Annotated in this window: 13 protein-coding genes; 1 reads left to right on the forward strand and 12 read right to left on the reverse strand. The window is 46.2% G+C overall.

Annotated features, from left to right (window positions below):
- Positions 1-45: 45 nt before the first annotated feature.
- From gndA to LCM20_RS10195, 5 genes are all read right to left on the reverse strand, one after another.
- Positions 46-1,452 (reverse strand): NADP-dependent phosphogluconate dehydrogenase, encoded by a 1,407-nt coding sequence (gndA, locus tag LCM20_RS10175; RefSeq protein WP_225195349.1) that lies wholly within the window; start codon positions 1,450-1,452, stop codon positions 46-48.
- A gap of 21 nt (positions 1,453-1,473) precedes the next feature.
- Complete coding sequence (gene zwf, locus LCM20_RS10180) at positions 1,474-2,916, reverse strand: glucose-6-phosphate dehydrogenase (protein WP_225195728.1); 1,443 nt, start codon at positions 2,914-2,916, stop codon at positions 1,474-1,476.
- A 479-nt stretch (positions 2,917-3,395) separates the two neighbouring features.
- Positions 3,396-4,115 carry a PAS domain-containing protein gene (locus LCM20_RS10185; protein WP_225195350.1) on the reverse strand — a complete coding sequence of 240 codons (720 nt, stop codon included), beginning with the start codon at positions 4,113-4,115 and terminating at the stop codon, positions 3,396-3,398.
- Positions 4,116-4,259: 144 nt separating this feature from the next.
- A complete protein-coding gene (locus tag LCM20_RS10190) occupies positions 4,260-6,500 on the reverse strand; it encodes a PAS domain-containing sensor histidine kinase (protein WP_225195351.1) in 2,241 nt (746 codons plus the stop codon).
- 179 nt (positions 6,501-6,679) lie between these two features.
- Positions 6,680-7,405, reverse strand: a complete 726-nt coding sequence (locus LCM20_RS10195; RefSeq protein ID WP_225195352.1) for a LytR/AlgR family response regulator transcription factor — start codon at positions 7,403-7,405, stop codon at positions 6,680-6,682.
- Between the two features lie 622 nt (positions 7,406-8,027).
- Here LCM20_RS10195 and LCM20_RS10200 point away from each other — a divergent pair.
- Positions 8,028-9,227, forward strand: coding sequence for an IS256 family transposase (locus LCM20_RS10200; RefSeq protein ID WP_225195353.1), 1,200 nt, complete (start codon positions 8,028-8,030; stop codon positions 9,225-9,227).
- Between the two features lie 464 nt (positions 9,228-9,691).
- Here the strand turns inward: LCM20_RS10200 and LCM20_RS10205 are convergent, their stop codons facing one another.
- From LCM20_RS10205 to LCM20_RS10235, 7 genes are all read right to left on the reverse strand, one after another.
- Positions 9,692-11,005, reverse strand: a complete 1,314-nt coding sequence (locus LCM20_RS10205; protein WP_225195354.1) for a TolC family protein — start codon at positions 11,003-11,005, stop codon at positions 9,692-9,694.
- Positions 11,006-11,056: 51 nt separating this feature from the next.
- Positions 11,057-14,155, reverse strand: a complete 3,099-nt coding sequence (locus tag LCM20_RS10210; protein WP_225195355.1) for an efflux RND transporter permease subunit — start codon at positions 14,153-14,155, stop codon at positions 11,057-11,059.
- Complete coding sequence (locus LCM20_RS10215) at positions 14,156-15,517, reverse strand: efflux RND transporter periplasmic adaptor subunit (RefSeq protein WP_225195356.1); 1,362 nt, start codon at positions 15,515-15,517, stop codon at positions 14,156-14,158. It lies immediately after the preceding gene.
- A gap of 14 nt (positions 15,518-15,531) precedes the next feature.
- Positions 15,532-16,422 (reverse strand): TetR/AcrR family transcriptional regulator, encoded by an 891-nt coding sequence (locus LCM20_RS10220; RefSeq protein WP_225195357.1) that lies wholly within the window; start codon positions 16,420-16,422, stop codon positions 15,532-15,534.
- Positions 16,423-16,722: 300 nt separating this feature from the next.
- Complete coding sequence (locus LCM20_RS10225) at positions 16,723-17,853, reverse strand: toxic anion resistance protein (RefSeq protein WP_225195358.1); 1,131 nt, start codon at positions 17,851-17,853, stop codon at positions 16,723-16,725.
- Between the two features lie 32 nt (positions 17,854-17,885).
- Positions 17,886-18,626 carry a hypothetical protein gene (locus tag LCM20_RS10230; RefSeq protein WP_225195359.1) on the reverse strand — a complete coding sequence of 247 codons (741 nt, stop codon included), beginning with the start codon at positions 18,624-18,626 and terminating at the stop codon, positions 17,886-17,888.
- 480 nt (positions 18,627-19,106) lie between these two features.
- A complete protein-coding gene (locus LCM20_RS10235; protein ID WP_225195360.1) occupies positions 19,107-20,468 on the reverse strand; it encodes a sugar transferase in 1,362 nt (453 codons plus the stop codon).
- Positions 20,469-20,497 lie beyond the last annotated feature (29 nt).

Genomic DNA, 20,497 nt, shown 5'->3' on the forward strand with positions numbered 1-20,497 from the left:
GAGTCACCCTTTTGTATAGTAAGCGGGACAGAGTGCCTGTCCTTCTTATTTCGTCCACTCGGTGTGGAATGTGCCTTCTTTGTCGATGCGCTGATATGTGTGGGCACCGAAGTAGTCGCGCTGGGCTTGCAGCAGGTTCGCTGGAAGCTTCGCTGTGCGATAGCTGTCGTAGTAAGCAAGAGCGCTTGATAGAGCGGGTACGGGAACGCCGTTTGCAATCGCAAGCGTCAGCGTTTCACGCAGGTCTTGCTGGTAGTTGTGCACGATGTTCTTGAAGTAGTCATCAAGCAGCAAGTTGTCGATGTCCGGCGTGCGGTCGTATGCAGCTTTGATGTCGTTCAGGAACTGGGCACGGATGATGCAGCCGCCGCGGAAGATGGATGCGATGTTTCCGTATTGAAGTTCCCATCCTTTTTCTTCGCTCATCGCCTGCATTTGGGCGAATCCTTGTGCGTACGAGCAGATTTTGCTCATGTAAAGGGCTTTACGGATCGATTCGATGACCGCTTCTTTATCGCCTTCGAACGTCACTTCTGGTCCCTGCAGCTTCTCGCTTGCCTTCACGCGCTCTTCTTTCATAGCAGAAATGAAGCGTGCGAAAACGGATTCTGTGATGATCGGAAGTGGTGTACCAAGCTCAAGTGCGTTGATGCTTGTCCATTTCCCTGTTCCTTTTTGTCCCGCTGTATCGAGGATCACTTCAACAAGTGGCTTGCCTGTTTCTTCGTCCACTTTTGTGAAGATATCTGCTGTAATTTCGATTAAGTAACTGTTGAGCTCGCCTTCATTCCACTCTTTGAAGACTTGGTGCAGCTCCTCAGCTGATAAGCCTAGAACGTTTTTCATGATGAAGTACGCTTCACAGATCAGCTGCATGTCGCCGTACTCGATGCCGTTGTGCACCATTTTCACGTAGTGGCCGGCACCGCCGAGGCCGATGTGCGTGCTGCATGGCTCGCCGTCGACTTTTGCCGAGATGGCGTCAAAAATCGGCTGAACTTCTTTGTAAGCTTCTTTCGGTCCGCCAGGCATGATGGATGGGCCGGTACGCGCGCCTTCTTCTCCGCCTGAGAATCCAGTTCCGATGAAGTGGATGCCCGTTTCCTTCAGCTCTTCTGCACGGCGTTCTGTATCCACGTAATACGTGTTTCCGCCGTCGATCAGGATGTCACCTTCTTCAAGATGCGGGACAAGCGACTGAATGACTTTGTCCGTTACGTCCCCTGCTTTAACCATCATCAAGATTTTTCTCGGAGCCTCAAGCGAGTCGATGAACTCCTCTACGCTATAGGCACCCTTGATGTTTTTACCTTCGTTTTCTTTTACAAGTTCGTCGACACGGTCCGTCCAGTAGTCATGAATCGCTACAGAGTAACCGCTGTCTTCCATGTTAAGGGCAAGATTGGCGCCCATTACGCCGAGGCCAATCACACCCATGCTTTGTTTTGTCATTAAAAAATCGCCCCTCTCCTCTTAGTTCCAATTGAATCCGTCACGACGCACGAGTTCGTGAGATGCTTCTGGTCCGGTTGAACCGGCTGCATACGTATGAAGCGGTACTTCGTTTCCTGCGAAGGCGTCGAGAATCGGTTGTACCCATTCCCATGATAATTCAACTTCATGCCAGTGTGCAAAAAAGGTCGAGTCACCGATCATGCCGTCATACAATAATCGTTCATAGGCTTCCGGCTGTTGGTCAGCGTTTTTCGAGAACCCGATGTACGTTGGTTCGAACTTGTCGCTCGAGTGGTTGGCCACGTTTACGCGCAGCGAAACACTCTCGTTCGGGTTGATTTCAATAATCAGAAGATTGGAAACGATCCCAACATCCTTCGTTGCTTCACTGTCTTCTTTGAACTCGATCACGATGCGAGTCGCCTTCTCGTTCATCCGTTTTCCTGTGCGGATATAGAACGGAATGCCGTTCCAGTGCTCGTTGTTGATGCACAGTTTTGCCGCAAAGAAGGTGTCATTGTGTGACTCTTCTTTGACGCCGTCTTCCTCCTGGTATCCTTTTACAGATTCACCGGATACGACACCTGGCGTGTACTGTCCGCGGATGATGTTGTTCTCCAAGTCCTGTTCGCTGACCGGGCTGATGGATTCCATGATTTCACGCTTCTTCTTCTGGATCTGTGTGGAAGAAAGCTTCTGTTCATGGTGAACCGCCGTCATCATCACTAATTGTAACAAATGGTTCTGCACCATATCACGGATCGCTCCGGCTTTGTCATAATACGACGCACGAGAACCGACTCCGACCGTTTCACTTGCGGTAATCTGTACGTTCGAAATTTGAGAGTGATCCCATAAGGCCTGCAGGATCGGGTTCGGTCGAATCAGGGATTCGATGTTTTGGACCATCGGTTTTCCAAGGTAATGGTCGATACGGTAAATTTCATCTTCTTCAAATACTTCCTGCAATGTTGCATTCAGTTCACGAGCAGATTCAAGATCTGTTCCGAACGGCTTCTCGACGATTAGACGACGCCATCCGTTCGTGCGGCTGATGCCACTCGCGTCCAATTCGTTCACGATGCTGTTGATCAAGCGTGGTGCGACTGACAGGTAGAACAGACGGTTGTCCGGAATACCGAGCTCCGCTTCCCGCTCTTCCATGAACTTACGCAATTCCACGTAAGATTCTTCTTTCATCGCGTCGAAGATAAAGTAACGGAATTTATCAAGGAAGTCCTGCAGATTATCGTTCTGCACATCTCTTCTTGAGAATTGGTGAAGAGCATCTTCAATTTGTCCTTGAAGGTCTTCGCTGGATAGAGGGGTGCGTCCAAGTCCGATGACAGACATCGACTGAGGCATCTTCCCGTCTAAGTATAGATTATATAAAGCAGGATAAATTTTGCGTTTCGCTAAATCTCCTGTTGCGCCAAACAAAACAAAGGTCATGTTCTCCATGGATTTCTTTCGCGCAGCACTTTCTACATTCAAAGGTTTCATGGTTATTGTGTACCTCCTGTTTGTACAGATGTTAGGTCCTTTCTTAGTATAAACGATACATTTTTAATATGTAAGTAATCAGTTTATTTCTGTAAAGATAAATGTGAGAAGAACCTGTTTTTACTAGTTAATGGTATTTTTTTCTAAGTAAGTCGTGGGTTGGGGTGTGTTTTCTGTGGATGGGTTTGGTAAAACGGTTGTGAGACGACTTCTCAAGACCATTTTGAGGCTGTGTTCGCTCGTCGGGCTGGGCTATGCGCGTTCGGGGTCAGACTATGCGCGACCGAGACCTGACTATGCGCGCTCGAGGGCAGTCTATGCGCGACCGAGACCTGACTATGCGCGCTCGAGGGCAGTCTATGCGCGTTCAGGACGACCTCTTCCGATTGCGCGACAAAATAAAAAGGAAGCCCCGCTGAACAGGACTTCCCGTTGATCTACCTGATAATCGCACTGATCCCGACTATCTTTCCCTTCACATTCCGATGAGGATACATCGAGATGACAGCATTTCTCCATTCGCCGTCTTTCGTCTTCCGGACCGTCGTATACGATTTGATGAACTGACCGTTCAGTACGTCTTGTAGGAGTGCCTGATGTTCTTGTTCCAAGTGGTCTGGAACGAACGGGAGGTGCCTGTCGTGCAGTTCGTCGTCGCTCCAACCGAATTTTTCTTCGAAGGCCGTATTCACTCCGAGCACGTGTCCTTCCGGGGACAGTACGAGAAAAGCATCTGTCTTCTCTTTCATTAATGACTCATAGATCTCTTTCCTTTGCTTCCGTTCTTTGCACGTCACCGAAACGATGTAGGTGCATATCCCTTTTTGATTGAACAAAGGCTTCCAGACGGTACGGCCGGCTAGGACTCCACTGTCTCGTTCCACTTCGCAGGATTTTCTCGTGAATTCCGCTTTGTCGCAGTTCTCTGTCCAGCAGCCTGCTTCGTCTTCTGGAAGGATTTCATTCAATGCCTTCCGATGCCAGGTCTGTTGCATGCGGAGCTTTTCTAAAGCTGCTTTATTCACGAATTCGAAACAATACGTTTCTTTTTCTTTTTTCATGATAAAAATGAAGTCTGTTACGCCGTCCATGAGGTCCTTTAGAAACGTTGGATCATCGCCCATTGATGTGTGGAAGAAATCAATGATTCTCTGCATAGTTGGTCCCTCTATTCATCCCTGATATTTTCTCTTTCTCCCCCTGATTAAGATTCAGTCTATTGGAAGGTTCGGAAATCGTCTAGCTCTATCGGACGCTTTAAACAGGCTGTACTCTGAGGATAGAGACGGTTATCTTCCCATTCAGGCATTCGACCCTACTTTTTGAGATACTTTCTCGTTCAGCGGGAGAGAAATCCAGAATGTGCTGCCTTCGTCAGGCGAACTCGTCACCCCATAGTTTCCTCCCATCCGGTCGAGTGCATGCTTGACAATGCTCAAGCCGAGTCCGGTTCCATGCACGTCAGTGGTCGGAATACGATAGAAGGGTTCGAAAATAAGGTTTTGATACGACTGCTCGATGCCTTTTCCTTCGTCCTTGATGGAAATCGCCACGCTGTCGTCAACACAATGTGTCGTCACATATACATGTCCGTAAGGCTTGTTGTATTTGATCGCATTATCTAGCAGGTTCACAATCACTTGTTTTAAAAAAAGGCGGTCTCCTAGTATGTAGTCAGGTTGATGCCCCATCGTCATGTGTATGCCTATATGTTGCTTCTGGGCGTCCGGCGTGACGATATCGATGGCTCCGTTCAGCGTTTCGGTCAAGTCCACCGGCTCTTTCCGGATGTCCACTTGCTGATATTCGAGCCTCGAAACGTCGAGTACTTCCCCAATCATCTGCTGCAGGTGTTCACCCGCCTCAAGGATCTTCTTCACTTTCTGTACTTCGTCATGACCGATTGCTTCTTTTCGCTCATAGTTATCGACTACAAGCTCGCTGTAGCCGATGATGCTGTTCAGCGGTGTCCGTAGTTCATGACTCATTCGTGAAAGGACTTCCGATTTCGCCTTGTTCTCTTCTCGTACGGTCGCGATCGTTTTTCTTAACTCCGTATTGGCTTCCTCGAGCTGCAGGGTCTGCGTAATATCGGAGGTCACATCGGAGAACGTGACGACGACACCCGTGAATTCATCATGCAAGTAGAGAGGAGAGGCGGTGATCGAGAGCCATTGGATCTCCCTTTTACTCCTCCTGATTCCTAAAATCTCGTTTGCTTGCACTGTACCCGTTCTGATTGCTTTTACACTTGGAATGTCAGAATTCAGGACGGGCTCTCCCCTTTCTGTAACGAAATCCCAGCCTATATCAAACGGATTGACCTGATAGACTTCAGAAAAGGAAACACCCAATAATTCCGCGGCTCGGCTGTTCGCTTCGATCGTCCTTCCCTCCAAGTCGTGGACGAACAGACCTTCTGAAAAAGCAGAGAGGATCTGCTCCTGCAGATGCGCCTTTGAAAGCACTTCTTTTCTCGCCACCTCAAGCTCGGTTTGATCTTGTATATGCATAATCATGGACGTCGCAGAGATTGGAATGTGCGTCACGATGACCATAAGCTTGTGGTCCTGAATCTTCATTTCCGTCCGGTAGCGCAGCCTCTCACCTCGCATAGACTTCAAAATACACTCCTCCACTTCGTCCTGCTCGATGAACAACGAAGTGATTTTCTCCGGCAGCGCTATCCTCTGCCTTCCCATCATTTTGAGAAACGGAATGTTGGCATGAACGATCTCACCTTTCCCATTCACCATGCACAGCATATTCGGACTGCTGTGAAACAGCGAATGGTAATGTTCTTTATGTATCCTGCTTTGCCCCAGCGCCTTATGCTTCCCGTAATACGCGAGTCCAAGGACTGCCATCAACATACCTAGGAAAACGAGAACGGTTGTGTTACTGATCCATAAATCCACCTCACGCACTGGAACGTCACTTTCCACATAGTATACAAACGCTTCTATCCCCACCACTTGTAAAAAGGACATGATGGCCCCGACAGCTACTGCATCGATTAGAAAAGGGCTGGCATATGTAAAGAATTCGCCCTTCCACTCCTTCGCATAGCGCAGCATTCCATAGGAAAAGAGGAGACAGACAGCAAAAGCGAGTAAGGCCTGGCCGTAACCGATGTACATGTGCACATCAGACCGAATGATCAGCAGTCCACTGAAGTGAACAGCAAGGAAACCCAAACTTAAAATAACCGCTCCTGCATTCACCCCCATATTAGACCTTTCCCAATACCGCAAACCGTAATAAAGAAGGAGAGAAAAGGCAGAAACAAGTATTAACGACAGCAGACTATCGAAAAAATCATTTGTAAAAATGGAAGAAAACGATACCTGGAACAAGCCCCTCGCTTGTAAGACATCAATGACCCAAACCCCTGTTGCAAAGGATAGAATCGCGCCATAACGATAGCGACGTGCCTTGTCTGCCTTGTGTAATAAATACAGCGTCAAAGCACTGAACAATATATTGCATACAATAATACTTACGATGAACTCCACTCTGTAGAGTTCAGGCCACACACTCATATTTCCTCCTCCGTTCTTTTTCTCTAAAAACCATTCCACCGCAAAACAAAGGCATGCAAAAGTAAACCGATCGCACCTCTGCCCTCGGATTCAGTCAAATGAAAGAGTTGAGTAAGCACCTCTCTATGTGCTAAATTCGTCGACCATTAATAAACTAAACACCCCGATCGGAGTATACCTTATATCGTCCTCTTGATCTTTTGCTTAAGCGCTTCAATACGCTGTTTCGAGATTGGAGCCGTTTTGTCGTAACCTGAGAAGTATCCGAGATAAGACTTCCCTGAAATCTTAATGGATGTCAGATGATGAACATTAAGGAGACACGAACGATGAGATTGGAAGAAGTAATCATTGAGCTGCTTGCTGAAATGCTCCAGCGTATCTACCGTTTCATACACTTGATGAAGAGTGTGGATATACAGCTTCCGCCCGATTTTCTCAACAAATAAAATGTCCTTCAATCGGATGAAATAGATCTCACGGCCGAACTTCACTTCTACCTTATGGTTCAACTGCTCCTCTCCCGTATAAAACTTCAAGATCCTTTTCGACTTCTCCAACGCCGTGAAAACCCTCTTCTTCTGAATCGGTTTCACAAGATAGTCCACCGCCTCCATATCAAACGCCTCAATCGCGTACTCATCATATGCCGTCACGAAAATGAAAAACAGCTTGCTGTAGACTTCAAGACACTCCTTGACCGCCTCGACTCCACTCTTCCCCGGCATGTTGATGTCGACCATAAGCAAATCCGGCTCAAGTTCCATCACCACAGGCAGCAGTTCATCCCCGCTCTTCACCTCACCGATCACCCGAAACCCACTATGTAAATCAACGAATTCCCGCAAAATTTCCCGAGCTTCATCATGGTCTTCCGCAATCAATACGTCATAGACCTCCTTCACTCTCATCACCTCCGTAGTTGAATTCTTAAGATGCGTTCATGGTAAATAAAGGGTGTGGATGAACCTTATTTGAATAATTACACACAATTAGAGTCACTATACACAAGTGTACAAAAATACAGTCCTTTTTTGGGAAGCAAGTCCCTAAAAGTCGACTTCACCTACACGAATTGGTCATTTTGTTTCAGTAAACTTTTCTAAGAGCACAAAGAGAAAGCCCTACGATGAGTTTTCTCTTCATAGAACTTATTCCTTCCTTTATGGTCATTACATTTAATCTTATGGCTCTCAAGTCTCTTTCCCTTTTATGGTCCGCACTCAAACCGCTTTTACAAAATATTTTAAAGCAGTGGGGCACAGACGCGTTACATTATGTGTGTGTCCTTCTTTGTGACAGTTGGATTGGGACTGCCAGATGCGGTTGATGCTGCTGTGAGTCCTGATCTTTTTTATCGGGACTGACAGGACCGCGTAGCCGGGCTCCTTGTCCCGATCATTTTTTAATGGGACTACATTCACTCCACCCGCGGATTAAGTCCGTATAATTGTGTAAAAAGAATAAGTCATCACCATTCCGACCACAATGTTTTTACCGCTAAAAACTTGTGAAGGAGAAATGATGATGACTCAAATTCAGTTTAACCTAAATATGGAAAAGTTAAAAGAATCCATTCTTAATTCTGATATGGAATCAGTGATGAAGTCTGTAGCCGTCTTGGTTCTAAATGAATATATGGAAAAAGAGCGTGACGATCACTTAGAGGTTTCACCATACGAACGCAGTGGGGAGCGTAAAGATTACCGAAATGGTTATTATGATCGGGGACTATTACTTCAAATCGGACGGGTTCAGTTGCGGGTCCCACGCACAAGGAGTGGTGAATTTTCTACATCCCTTTTTGAGAAATATCAGCGGTGTGACCAGGCTTTTACGATCGCTATGTTAGAAATGGTTGTTCAGGGCGTGTCTACGCGCAAAGTCAAGAATATCGTTCAAGAGCTTTGTGGTACCAAGGTTTCTAAATCGTTCGTCTCATCTTTGACTGAGAAACTAGATCCGGTCGCACGGAAGTGGGCACAGCGACCGTTAAACACTGAATACTATCCTTATGTGTTCGTGGACGCGATGTATATCAAAGTTCGAGAACACCATAAAGTCGTATCCAAAGCCGTCTACATTGCGACTGCCATCAACAGCCAGAATAAACGGGAAGTATTGGGGATGAAAGTCGATCATGAAGAGAGTTATGAAGCGTGGAAAGCTTTCTTTGAAGACTTGAAAGGCAGGGGACTCCAATCTCCGAAACTTATTATTTCAGACGCTCACGCAGGGTTAAAAAAAGCGATTCAAAAGGCTTTTATCGGCACGGCCTGGCAACGCTGCACCGTCCACTTCAAGAAGAACCTCATCCATTCGATGCCGAAGAAAAACCAGGAAGAATTCAGACGTGACTTGAAGAGTATATTCAATGCCAACACACCTGAGAGTGCAAGGGAATTTAAAGAGAAATTCATCTCGAAGTATCAAGACAACCCAAAACTTGATAAAACGATTCAGAAACTAGAAGAAGGATTTGATGATGCGATTCAATACCTAAGCGAACCGGATCCTTACCACTTGTACATCCATTCAACGAATTCATTAGAACGCGTTAATCAGGAAGTAAGAAAGCGAGAAAGGGTGATCCGCATCTTCCCTAACACGCAATCAGCCTTCCGACTATTAGGAGCTGTGCTCATGGGATATGCCGAAGAGATCAGCGAAAGACGACCGCTTATACGAGCGAAAGGTTATACGGGTAGCGACAAGGCGGCGAAGTGATTTTAGGGGAGGGAAGGGCCCTTCCCTCCCCTAAAATCACAACCACCTCTAGCTTTAATAGGTAAAAATACTGTGGATAGGAATTTACACAAGATTAAGGACTTGACTCACCCGCGCCGCTCGCTGTCCCAATTATCTCTTATTGGGACTACATGCACTTCAACAGCGCCGCTCACTGTCCCGATTATCTTTTATTGGGACTACATCCACTTCAACAGCGCCGCTCGCTGTCCCGATTATCTTTTATTGGGACTACATCCACTTCAACAGGGCCGCTCACTGTCCCGATTATTTTTTATTGGGACTACATTCACTGCATCTGCGGTGGCTCTGTCCCATTACTCCCTTGCCGAAGAACAGAATCGATCAATCCAATGCTTCCTTGAATCCAGATCGCTCGATCCGTTCCTCTTCTTACCAGATAAGAAAAAAGCCTTGAGGACTTCCCCTCAAGGCTTTCATAATTACCCTCCCTGTGGCAAGTAGCCATCAAGGAATAGTGTTAATTCTTTTTTCTTCACTGCGTAATCCTTCTCGGCCTGCTTCAAGCTGAGCTGTTGGTTCTGGATGCTCAGGCGGGAGTCTTCGAGCTGAGATGGTGTGATCATGCCATTGTTCAGAAGAGCTTCTGTTTTTTCATAAAGTGCTTGTGCTTTTTCGACGTTCGACTCGTAGCTCTTGATTTGAGTGTCCAACGTTTTCAGCTGCTCGGCGTATTGGTTCAACAGCAGTTCTAGAGCGTTCTCCTGCTGTTGAAGGCGGATGCGAGCGTTTTGGAGTTCGACTTTGTAGTATTCTTCAAGTTCCTGCTCTGCTACATTTCGATCACTGATGGCATCGTCGTAACGATCTTCTGCATCCTCTAGTTGATCATCCAAAGTGGAGAGCTGTCCTACAAGCTTATCAATTTGAGCTTGAGCCTCTTGTTTTGTACGCGGACCTTGACTAGAGTCTGTTCCAGCATCAGGAGGAAGGGTTTCTGGTAAAACTTCCTTCACTTCAGCCAACTCTTCAATTTGATTTTCAATCTGAGCAATCTGGTCTTCCAGATTCTCTATTTGTTTTCTCATATCAGATCCACCGAGAACAGTTAGGTTGTCGACTTGGCTCACGATATCTTCATACACCGCCACTTGCTTTTTCAAAGTGTCGAGGGATGCATGATTCTTTATCATCGATTCATAAGTTGAGACATTGTAGAGTTCTTCCGGCACCACACCAGGATCCGGAATATCCTCAAGCGTAATCGGAGTATCCAGCGGCTGGTTCAACTTCTGGTTCACTTGGAACTGGCTGAGCTTCACGCCCTGCTGGGCATTCTCTAGCGAGACATTTGCGTTCGTGACGTTCATCTCAGACTGAATGACGTCCATCTCTGACGCTACGCCGTTTTTCCGCTCCACTTTGACGATTTCAAGCTCATCCAGTGCTTTTCCCAGGTTCGCTTTGCTGATCTGTTTGTTCTGCTCGGCTGTCCAGTAGTTCCAAAGCGTCGTGTAGGCCGACAGTTCAGCGGCTTTTTCCTGTTGGAAGTTGCTGTTCTGGTTCTGGACGTCTTGGATTTCACTCAACTCATCAGAAAAGTTGGACTGATAGGCTTGAGAATCACTGTCGATTTCAGGCAGGTCGTTTTGGATCTGGCTGCCGAGGTCGTTCTCTTCGATTTCCTCCGCCGCTTCGTTAAAAGACCAGGACTCGATCCCATCTGCTGCAACGAAGCCGACTGGAATGGAAGCCGTCGCAAGGGCTATGATCATCAGACGATTTCTTTTCTTCAATTGGTGGTTTCACTCCTATGTAGGAAGCAGGACCGAGGCCCTGCTCCGAATTTATTCTGTTACTTCTTCATTCCTCTTTTTCTTCTTTCCTTTTCGGTTGAAAAGGTTCACGATCCGGCGGGACAGCCCGTCGAATAACGTGTAGACGACTGGAATAAGCACTAATGTGAAGATACTTGAGATGCTTAGACCGAAGATGATGGTGATGGCCATCGGCTGCTGGGCTTCGGTTCCCTGCCCGATTCCGAGCGCAAGCGGCACCATACCGAGAACGGTCGTCAGCGTCGTCATCAGGATCGGACGCAGACGGCTTCGACCCGCTTCGATGATCGCTTCTGTACGATCATACCCGCGGCTTCTCAAAATATTGATGTAGTCGACAAGCACGATGGCGTTGTTGACGACAATACCGGCGAGCATGATCACCCCTATGAAGGCTGGAATACTGAGCGGCTGACCTGTGATGTACAGACCACCGAATACCCCGACCGCCGTCGTCGGCATCGAGAACATGATGACGAACGGATATAGGAAGTTCTCAAACTGCACAGCCATCACTGCATACACAAGGAAAATCGAGAAGACGAGCGCCAGGGCAAGATCGCCGAAGGATTCCGCCATGTCTTCCACCTGACCACCCATGGAATAGGAATAGCCATCCGGGAAGTTCAAGTTGTCGAGACGCTGTTCGATATCCTGCGTGACACTTCCGAGGTCACGTCCAGACAATCCACTTGTGACGTTGACCTGCTTCTCCGAATTCTCACGGACGAGCGTCGTCGGTCCTTGAACCTGTTCAAGCTCCGCAACCGTCGCGAGTGGAATGAGCGATCCGTCACTCGTTTGGATTTGCATCGTTTCAAGATCGCTGATCGTGTCTTTTGATTCTTCTGGTAAAACAATTCGGACGTCCAGCTCTTCGCCATCGGTACGATAACGTGTCGCTAACTGACCGCTGAACGCTGCCCGCACATCGGACATGATCTGCTGGTAGGTCAGACCGTACTGCGTCGCCTTGTCACGGTCGACCTGCACCTGGATTTCCGGGCGTCCGCCTTCAGCTGAGCTCTCCGGGTTTTCCACGCCTTCGATATCAGAAATCATGACCACGACTTGGTCGGCCAGTTCAGTCAGGACGTCGTAGTCTTCCCCGTTCAGCTGAATGGAGACAGGATCCCCGCCACCGATTCCCCCTGTAAGAGCTCCGACGGTAATTTCAGCGCCAACGATGTCCTGCACTTTCGTCCGCAGTTCGCTGACCACTTCGGTTGTCGTGATTTCACGTTCACCTGGTGGAACGAGCTGGATCGTATAGCTTGCCGAGTTGGATGACGTGGACAAGCCACCGTCTCCTCCGCCACCGACCGTCAGCTGGTTCGAGGCGATGACACTTTGATAGTCTGCTAGTTTTTCATCGATCTGCATCGTTACGTCTTCGGTATTTTCGAGTGATGTTCCTTCCTGCGTCGACACCGAAATCGAAATCTGACCCTGGTCGGACGACGGAATGAAGGCACTTCCGATAAACGGAATAAGGAATAGACTTCCCGCCACCGCTGCAATCGAGATGAAGATGGTCGACTTCCGGTGGTTGAGCGCCCACTTCAAGATACTTGCATAGAAATTCTTGATTCGATCAAGCAGTCGGTCGAACCAGTATCTGCGGCCATTTTCCTTCATCATTTTTGTTAACAGCTTCGAGGACAGCATCGGGATCAATGTCACCGATACGATCAGGGATGCAATGAGGGCAAAACAGATCGTCAGCGCGAGCGGCGTGAACAGCTCGGACGCAATTCCCTCAACGAACACGATCGGTGCGAATACGACAAGCGTCGTCGTCGTGGATGCAATAACGGCGGGTGCTAATTCGGATGCACCCTCGATCGCCGCTTCCTTCAGCTTGTATCCCTGCTGCCTGTAGTACACGATGTTCTCGAGTATTACGATGGCACTGTCGACGATCATCCCGATCCCGAGGGCAAGTCCACCCATCGTCAGGACGTTCAGCGTGTTGCCCGTAAAGTACATCAGGGCGAACGTACTGATGATCGCGATTGGAATCGAAATCCCGATGACAATCGTTGCACGGACACTCTTCAGGAAGAGCAGGAGAACGATGACGGAGAAAATACCTCCGAAGATGATGTTCATAACAACCGAGCTGATCGACTGTTTAATGAAGTCAGCCGTATCAAGCACGACATTCATCTCGACTCCCTCAGGAAGCTCGCCTTGAATTTCATCCATTGCGCTTCTCACATTGTCGGACACCTCTACCGTGTTTCCGTCCGACTGTTTCAAGACAGAAAGAACGAGGGCTTCTTCGCCGTCGACTTTCGTAATGGTGCTTTGCTCTTTAAACGTATCCTCAACAAAGGCGATATCGCCTACCTTAAGCTGAGCGCCAGCCGGTGTCACGATATTCGTGTCTCGAACATCGTCTACAGACTGAAATTCACCTTGCACACGAATTTGGAGATCCTGGTCCCCTTTTTCAATCACACCTGCAGAGGCAGACTGGTTGGCGCCGTTAATCGCCTGGGCAAGGGACGAGCGCGTCAGGCCGTATTGAGCCAGCTTGCCCGGCTCGACTTCGACTTGCACCTCACGCGTCTGTCCACCCTGCGTATTGACGGAGCCGACGCCGCCTTGACGTTCCAGCATCGGAACGACTTCATCTTCGGCGATCGCTTCAAGCTGTGACAAGTCCGCTCCCTTCAGGCCGAGGGTAATGACCGGCGTCTGTTGGGGGTCGAACCTGAGAATGCTTGGGTCCGCTGCATCTTCAGGCAGCGCTCCAGAAACTTGGTCCACATTCTCCCGGACTTTCAGAAGCGCATTATCTAAATCGGTACCGCTTTTGAAAAACATAAGAATGAGGGACGATCCAAGCTGAGACTGCGACTGGATCGTGTCGATTCCTTCGACTGTACTGATGGCGGATTCGATCGGTTCACTGACTAATCGTTCGACTTCCTGTGGTGCTGCATTGTCATAGTTGGTTGCGACAACCGCAACCGGTAGATCAATTTCCGGATAAAGGTCGATGTTCAGCCCTCTGAAGGAGACAAAACCGAGAGCGAGAATCGCGAGCACAATCATCGTTACCCCTACCGGGCGTTTGACGGACGTTTCAACGAGTTTCAATTAATTCTCCTCCTCGATGAGCTGCACTTTATTCCCGTCATCAAGGGTAATTTGACCTTTCGTCACGACCTGATCTCCTTCAGCAAGGTCACCCGAAACAGCTGTTACATCAGACTGCGCTTCAAGCACTTGAACCGTCTTACGTACCGCAATATTCTCTTCATCTACTACGTAAACGAACGCCTCTGTTGAATTTTCGACAACAGCGGAGGTCGGTACGAGAAGCGTCTGTTCAAGCGTCGTTTCCGGCATATTGATCGTCAAAAGCATACCGGGTTTGATTTTCTCTTCATCATTCGAAATGACGGCTTCAATTGGATAAAGTCCCGTGTCATTGGTCACAGGCGAAATGTAGGACACGCTCGCCGTGAACGATTCCCCTAAAGGATCAACATTGACCGAGTAGTCACCTCCACTTTGGAACAATGGAAGCTTCTCTGCATTGACACTGATTTCCGCTTTGATCGGGCTGACATCCACAACCTGAGCAACGGCCTGTGTGTTGGAAACCGGATCGCCGATTTCTACATCTACCGAGACCACTTGCCCGCTTACATTCGACGTAATCGCTGCATCATTTAGCGCGTCATGAGCCTGTGCAAGCTGCGTTTGGGCCTGACGAAGCGACACTTTCGCCTGCTCGACTCCGATTTGAGCTGAATCAAGCTGCTGCTGGGCCTGTTGAACCCCGATTTCCGCCTGGTCTACAGAGTTCTGTGACGAAGATCCGCCAGATTCTGAGCTGTTTTTCGCCGATTGCAGGGCGTTCTCCGCCTGTTTTACACGGACTTGAGCATTTTCGAGCTCCTGCTCAGAAACCGCTCCTGCGTCGAACAATTCCTGCGTACGCTCAAGAGACTTCTTCGCTTGGTCCAGTTCGATTTGAGCATTCTCTACGTTGACTGACGAACTCGAGCTGTTACTGTTCCCTTGAATTTTCGCTGCCTCTAGCTGCTTCTTCGCATTCGCAAGCCCCTGTTGAGCCTGCTGACGCTGATTGACCGCTGAGTCTACACTCTTCTGAGCCGACTCTACAGAAAGCTGCTGCAATTCAACGTTATCCTGGGCTGAGCCTGCATCAACACGGCCAATCACCTGACCCTGCTTGACGTAGTCGCCTTTCTGGATTTCCAATGCCACGAGTTCACCCGATGTATTGGGAACGATACCCGCCTGCTGGTTGGCAATCGCGCGTCCATTGATCTGCTGTTCAAGCGTCAAATCGCCACGCGTCACTTCTCCCACTTCTACAGGTGTTACGGTCTCCTCTTCTTCCCCGTCCGCTGACTGAGCAGCCTGCGAACAAGCACCAAGGACCATAAGAATCACAATAAGTCCACTTATCTTTATGAAATTCTTCACTCTATTTTCTCCCCCTACTCTTTCTTTTCTCTCACATCAATCCGCATCTCATGGCGGATCATCTCTACTTCATGCTGGAACTCCGGCTGATCAGCAAATGGCGTCAGCATTCCCTTGAACAGCACAAGTTTCGGCTGCTCCTCGAGAATCTCTTCTTCCATAAACCCAATCGCCTCCATCAGCTCCTGATTCTTCTCGTCGGATAAGTCTAAATCCCCAAGCTTATCGCGCATTCTCATCAGCATTTCCTGAACCATCTTACTCTGATTCTTTTTATACTCCACAGGGAAATGCGTCACAATCATCTCTTCCGTGATTTGAGGAGCATGCTCCTCCTCCATCATTCCTGCCACAGCATCCATCGTCCGTCTTACAATAAACTTCGACAACTTGTGTAAGTCCAAGTCCAAATCGTCAATGATCAACCACTTCATGTAGCTTTGGATAAAGCCCTCCAACAAAATCGCGGCATCAATCGATTTACTATGTAAAGCGTCCCCATAGATACTCATTAAGCTGCTGCGCGCCCACCTGAAGCTGTGCTGCTTAATCTCCAGGAAAAACTGACTATTCGTATCATGCATTTTGACATTCTCCTGCATGTGCATGATGATGAATTCCTTATTCGACACCAATCCACTCAAGAGAACCTCAAGCTGCGTCGCCAGCATATCCTCAGGTGCCAGATTCTGCTTTTTGACCTCGTTGACCTGATCCATCAATCCGTAATAGTAATATTGGTGGATCTGCATGATCAAGTCTTCCTTCGAGTCAAAATGAAGATAGAATCCTCCCTTCGACACGCCACTCTGATCCGCAATCTGCTGAATCGAGGTCTTATGAAAGCCGTTCTTCGCAAACAGTTTCATTCCGTTCTCGATGAGTCTACGTTTCTTCTCATTCAAATGTTTCACTTCCTTACGATTTACTGCTGTATCTATCTAAGCTGACTAGCTGAATTTCGAGGTGACTGTACGGTCAGTACACTGAGGACTATACTAGATTAAGAGGAATATTGCAACTTCATAACGGATTATTTACGATGTTGTCACAACTTGCAAAACGGGTGCAAACCGGTGACGGTTCTCTTGTTTCATGCTGGTGAAACATGGGGGACGGTTCTGCTGTTTCACTACGCCGGATTGTGCACAAAAAAGGATTCCCACGCAAGAGTTTTTCTTACGTGGGAATCCGATCATTCAAGCTTATTCCGTTTTCTGCAGGAACTTGTTCGTGCCGTCTGACAGTCTAGGTGACTGAGATAGTCGATTTCGAACTTGATCACTTAAGTCATCCATCTCTTCAATGAATTTCTCACTGGAAGCGATAATTCGTTCCGATGACTCTTCTGTCGTCTTCAAGGCTGCGAATACATTGTCGAATGATTCCTGAAGAGCTTCCATCGAAATCGCCGGATTCTCCATCAGCTTCGTCGTATTCTCCGTGTTTTCCTTTAAACTGCGCGAGTTCGAAAGCAACAGTTCTTCTGTCGCTTTGTTGACTCCATTGACCGTATCAATGACCTGCTTCTGATTATTCAAGGCAAGCTGGATGGCAGCTGAGACGGTAATGATGTTCTTCGTGAGCGTGACGGCATTACGGATCGATTCTTTCAGTTTCTCATTGTTGTTCTTAATGATATCAACAGAGGACATGCTCTGGTTCAAGACAACCTTCATCTGCGTCATATTTCTCGTACGCGTAATGATCTTCTCTTTTGCTTCTGTGAGAAGAGCCGTATCATACTGCCCTTCCCTTTCTTTTTCCTTGAGAAGATCGAACAGTTTCTTGCCTAGATATATCTGTTTTTCCAGCTCATACACACGCTTCTGTGCGTTCTCTTTGATGAGCTGCAGCTCAACGCTGTCTTCTTCCAGCTTGTCCTTGCCCGCCAGCAGGCTACGAATGATGACTTCGATTTTGCCATCGATGGTTTCGTATTTCTTCATATAACGTTCAATCGGCTTTGTTTTGCTTAGTTTATAGAAGAACTTTTGAACGCCGTTGCCTTGTGTACGTTTCGGATCCAGATCAGAGACGACTCGTTCAAGCTCATTCAGTGTTTGAGGAATATCATTGTTACTTTTACTCATCAAGTCGTTGACTGGCCGTTTCATCGTCTCCATGGCTTGTCCGGCATCATGCTGTTCTTTTTCCCCTAAGTCCGACAGTTCCTTCAACAGATGAGAGACGGAAGGGTCATTCGAAGATTCAAGCCTATCCGCATATTCTTCTGCTTCTTTGTTCAAACGGTCGATGTCTTCTTCCCTGATCAGCGAAACATCCACATTCTCCTGGCTCACTTCAACGTCCTTACTTTTATCGGTCGAGCTCATAGTATCTTACTCCTTTCCGATCACGCGTTGCTTTAGTCCGAATTGTTGTATTTAGACGATATAATCCCTTTCTTCTTCTCAAAGCTCTGGGAGTGACTCTCCTCTTCTTTTCTTTCCAGTTTCTCAATAAATAACCGTAAATCTTCTATGGCCTTCAGCAGGTCGTCCTTCTTTTCTTCCTTATTAATAGAAGAAAGACTTTCGAATGACTCGATAAAAGAAGGAACATCACGGTCTACCATTGTCTCTAATGAGAACTTCTCCTCGATATCCAATTCTTCTATTCGCTTATACTGCTTTGCGGTTCGTTCTTTTAAATCAATCCATTTCTCTTGGAGGTCAGGGTGTCTCTCTAAATACGGGAACTCCCAGCTATTAAACTCTTCTGCGATGAGTGTGTCTTCATGATGATCCGTTGTCGATTGTTCTTTTTTACTGCCATACTCTATATACGAGTTAAGGTACGCAAAAAGTTTCATCGAAAATTCACTGAATGTATCTCTTAACGCTTTTCTACGAGCAAATTCTTCTTTCATATAGGTTGGACTGAACATTTTACCATCTTCGTTGATATCTAGTCTGGCAATCAGTATTTCTTTAGAATCACTGTATAGTTCAATCGTCGCTCTGAACGGCCTTGAGGAAGGGATAACTGCCGTGATCAGAATGTCATCCCAGTACATGTCCAAGATGGTACGGGTTTTCATTTCTACGACTTCGTTTATATGGAGATCAAAGCGGATGGATCGTTTATTTTTGGTGACTTGCTTCATTTTTCTAATGGAGTGGAAATCTATGAATTGCTGGTACTCGGAAAGGTAGGGAAAGAATGTTTTTTCAAGGTTTTTTAGTGTGGTTGAGTAGAGGTCTTCCATGGTTCTTCAGCCCCTTTATGGTATTTCACTAATACTTTTGTTCAATATATTATATGTTTCTAGAATACCATATACGTAGTTGTGAAGCGAAGGAGAGAGGATTCTAGTGTAATTTGATCCAACAGACGCGGTTTTACAAATTTTAAAATTATTCATCAGTGTTGTAAGAATACCATAAATTCAAAAAAACTACTTAAAAAGGAGATTACTAAAACAATTTTTCTGAGAATGGCACACCATCACCTTTGTACTTATGTCCGCATTATATAACCATCAATAATCCTCTCTCCAAACATTCTTTAGGGGTAGAAATCAATTAAAATTACTTTTAAAAAAAGTCAAACTCCAAAGAGAATGACTTCTAATGCCTACGATTAATTATAAATTAGCGGAAGTTTTTCTAGATGCCTCATCTTTTTTATTAGTGTATTTCCCTTCAGCTTTAGTTTTATCTAATACTACCGCAATAGTTTTTAAGATAATGCTGATATCTAATAAAAGCGAATAACTCCGAATGTACAAGAGGTCAAATCTCAACTTGTCTTCTACATCTGTTGTGTACTTTCCCATAACTTGTGCATAGCCTGTAATTCCAGGTTTAACAGTGCTTCTGTAATTGTAATCCTTGTGATTTTTAATGAATTCCTGCATAAAAGCTAATCGTTCTGGCCTTGGACCAACTATTGACATATCGCCTTTTAATACATTAACCAATTGAGGCAATTCATCAATCCTAGTTCTTCTTATCAATTTTCCAATTTTAGTGATTCTTTCATCCTCTGAAGATGAGAGTACCGGTCCCGTATCCTTCTCGGCATTACAAACCATGGAACGAAACTTATATATCGTAAATTCACAGTTATTCTTTCCTAGTCTTTTTTGTGAATAAAAGACGGGAGCCTTAGGTTCTTGTAACTTAATTAATGTCCCTGTAATGAAGAAAATTGGTGACAATATAATAAGGGAAATAAAAGAAAATCCGATATCAATCACCCTCTTGATAATCAATTGGTCCGAAGACAAACCAAAAGAACTAACTCCTAACAGCATAGTATCATGACTATGGGTAACGATAGACTTAGACAATAATAATTCATATAAGGCTGGAACTATAAATACATTTTTATTTAGTTTCATAGCATGATACATGATTTGACTTTTCTTTTGATCATCAAGGTTCGATCCAAGTACAACAAGGTCAAACTTTCCCAGTTTCTCTTTTATTAAATTTAATTCTGTCGAAGAACGGAGAAACCTAACTTGGTTGTAACTATCACTTTGTTTTTGAAGCACATTCATTAATTTAGTAGATTCATTCTCATCACCAACCAAAAGCACATGCTGCACTTTTTTGGAGTTATACAGATTTTTAAATGATACTTTCCAAAATATCAATGATGATGTACGAATAATAAGTGCTAAAAGTATTATTGAACGTGGTAGGGCAAATTCCCTGAGAAGAAAAGATGCCCCCATAGTAATCACTACAAGTGTAAGTTCTGTAACAATAATACTACTTATTACTTTAGAAGAGGTTTTCTTCATAAAATTATAATAATCATAGATGAAATACATCATTAAACTCGCTAATAAAATCCACGGAAGCAATGACAAAAAAGCCTCCCAATTACGTGGATCGATTTGAACATAACGAAATCTAAAAGCAAAGTAGTATGATAAAAAAACAATAGCTAAATCAATCGAAAGAATTAAATATGCATTTAGCTTATTACTCGTCATTAAAATACTCCTATCTTGTGGTTCACTAG

It is taken from the genome of Halobacillus litoralis, assembly GCF_020171725.1.
Taxonomy (GTDB): domain Bacteria; phylum Bacillota; class Bacilli; order Bacillales; family Halobacillaceae; genus Halobacillus; species Halobacillus litoralis_F.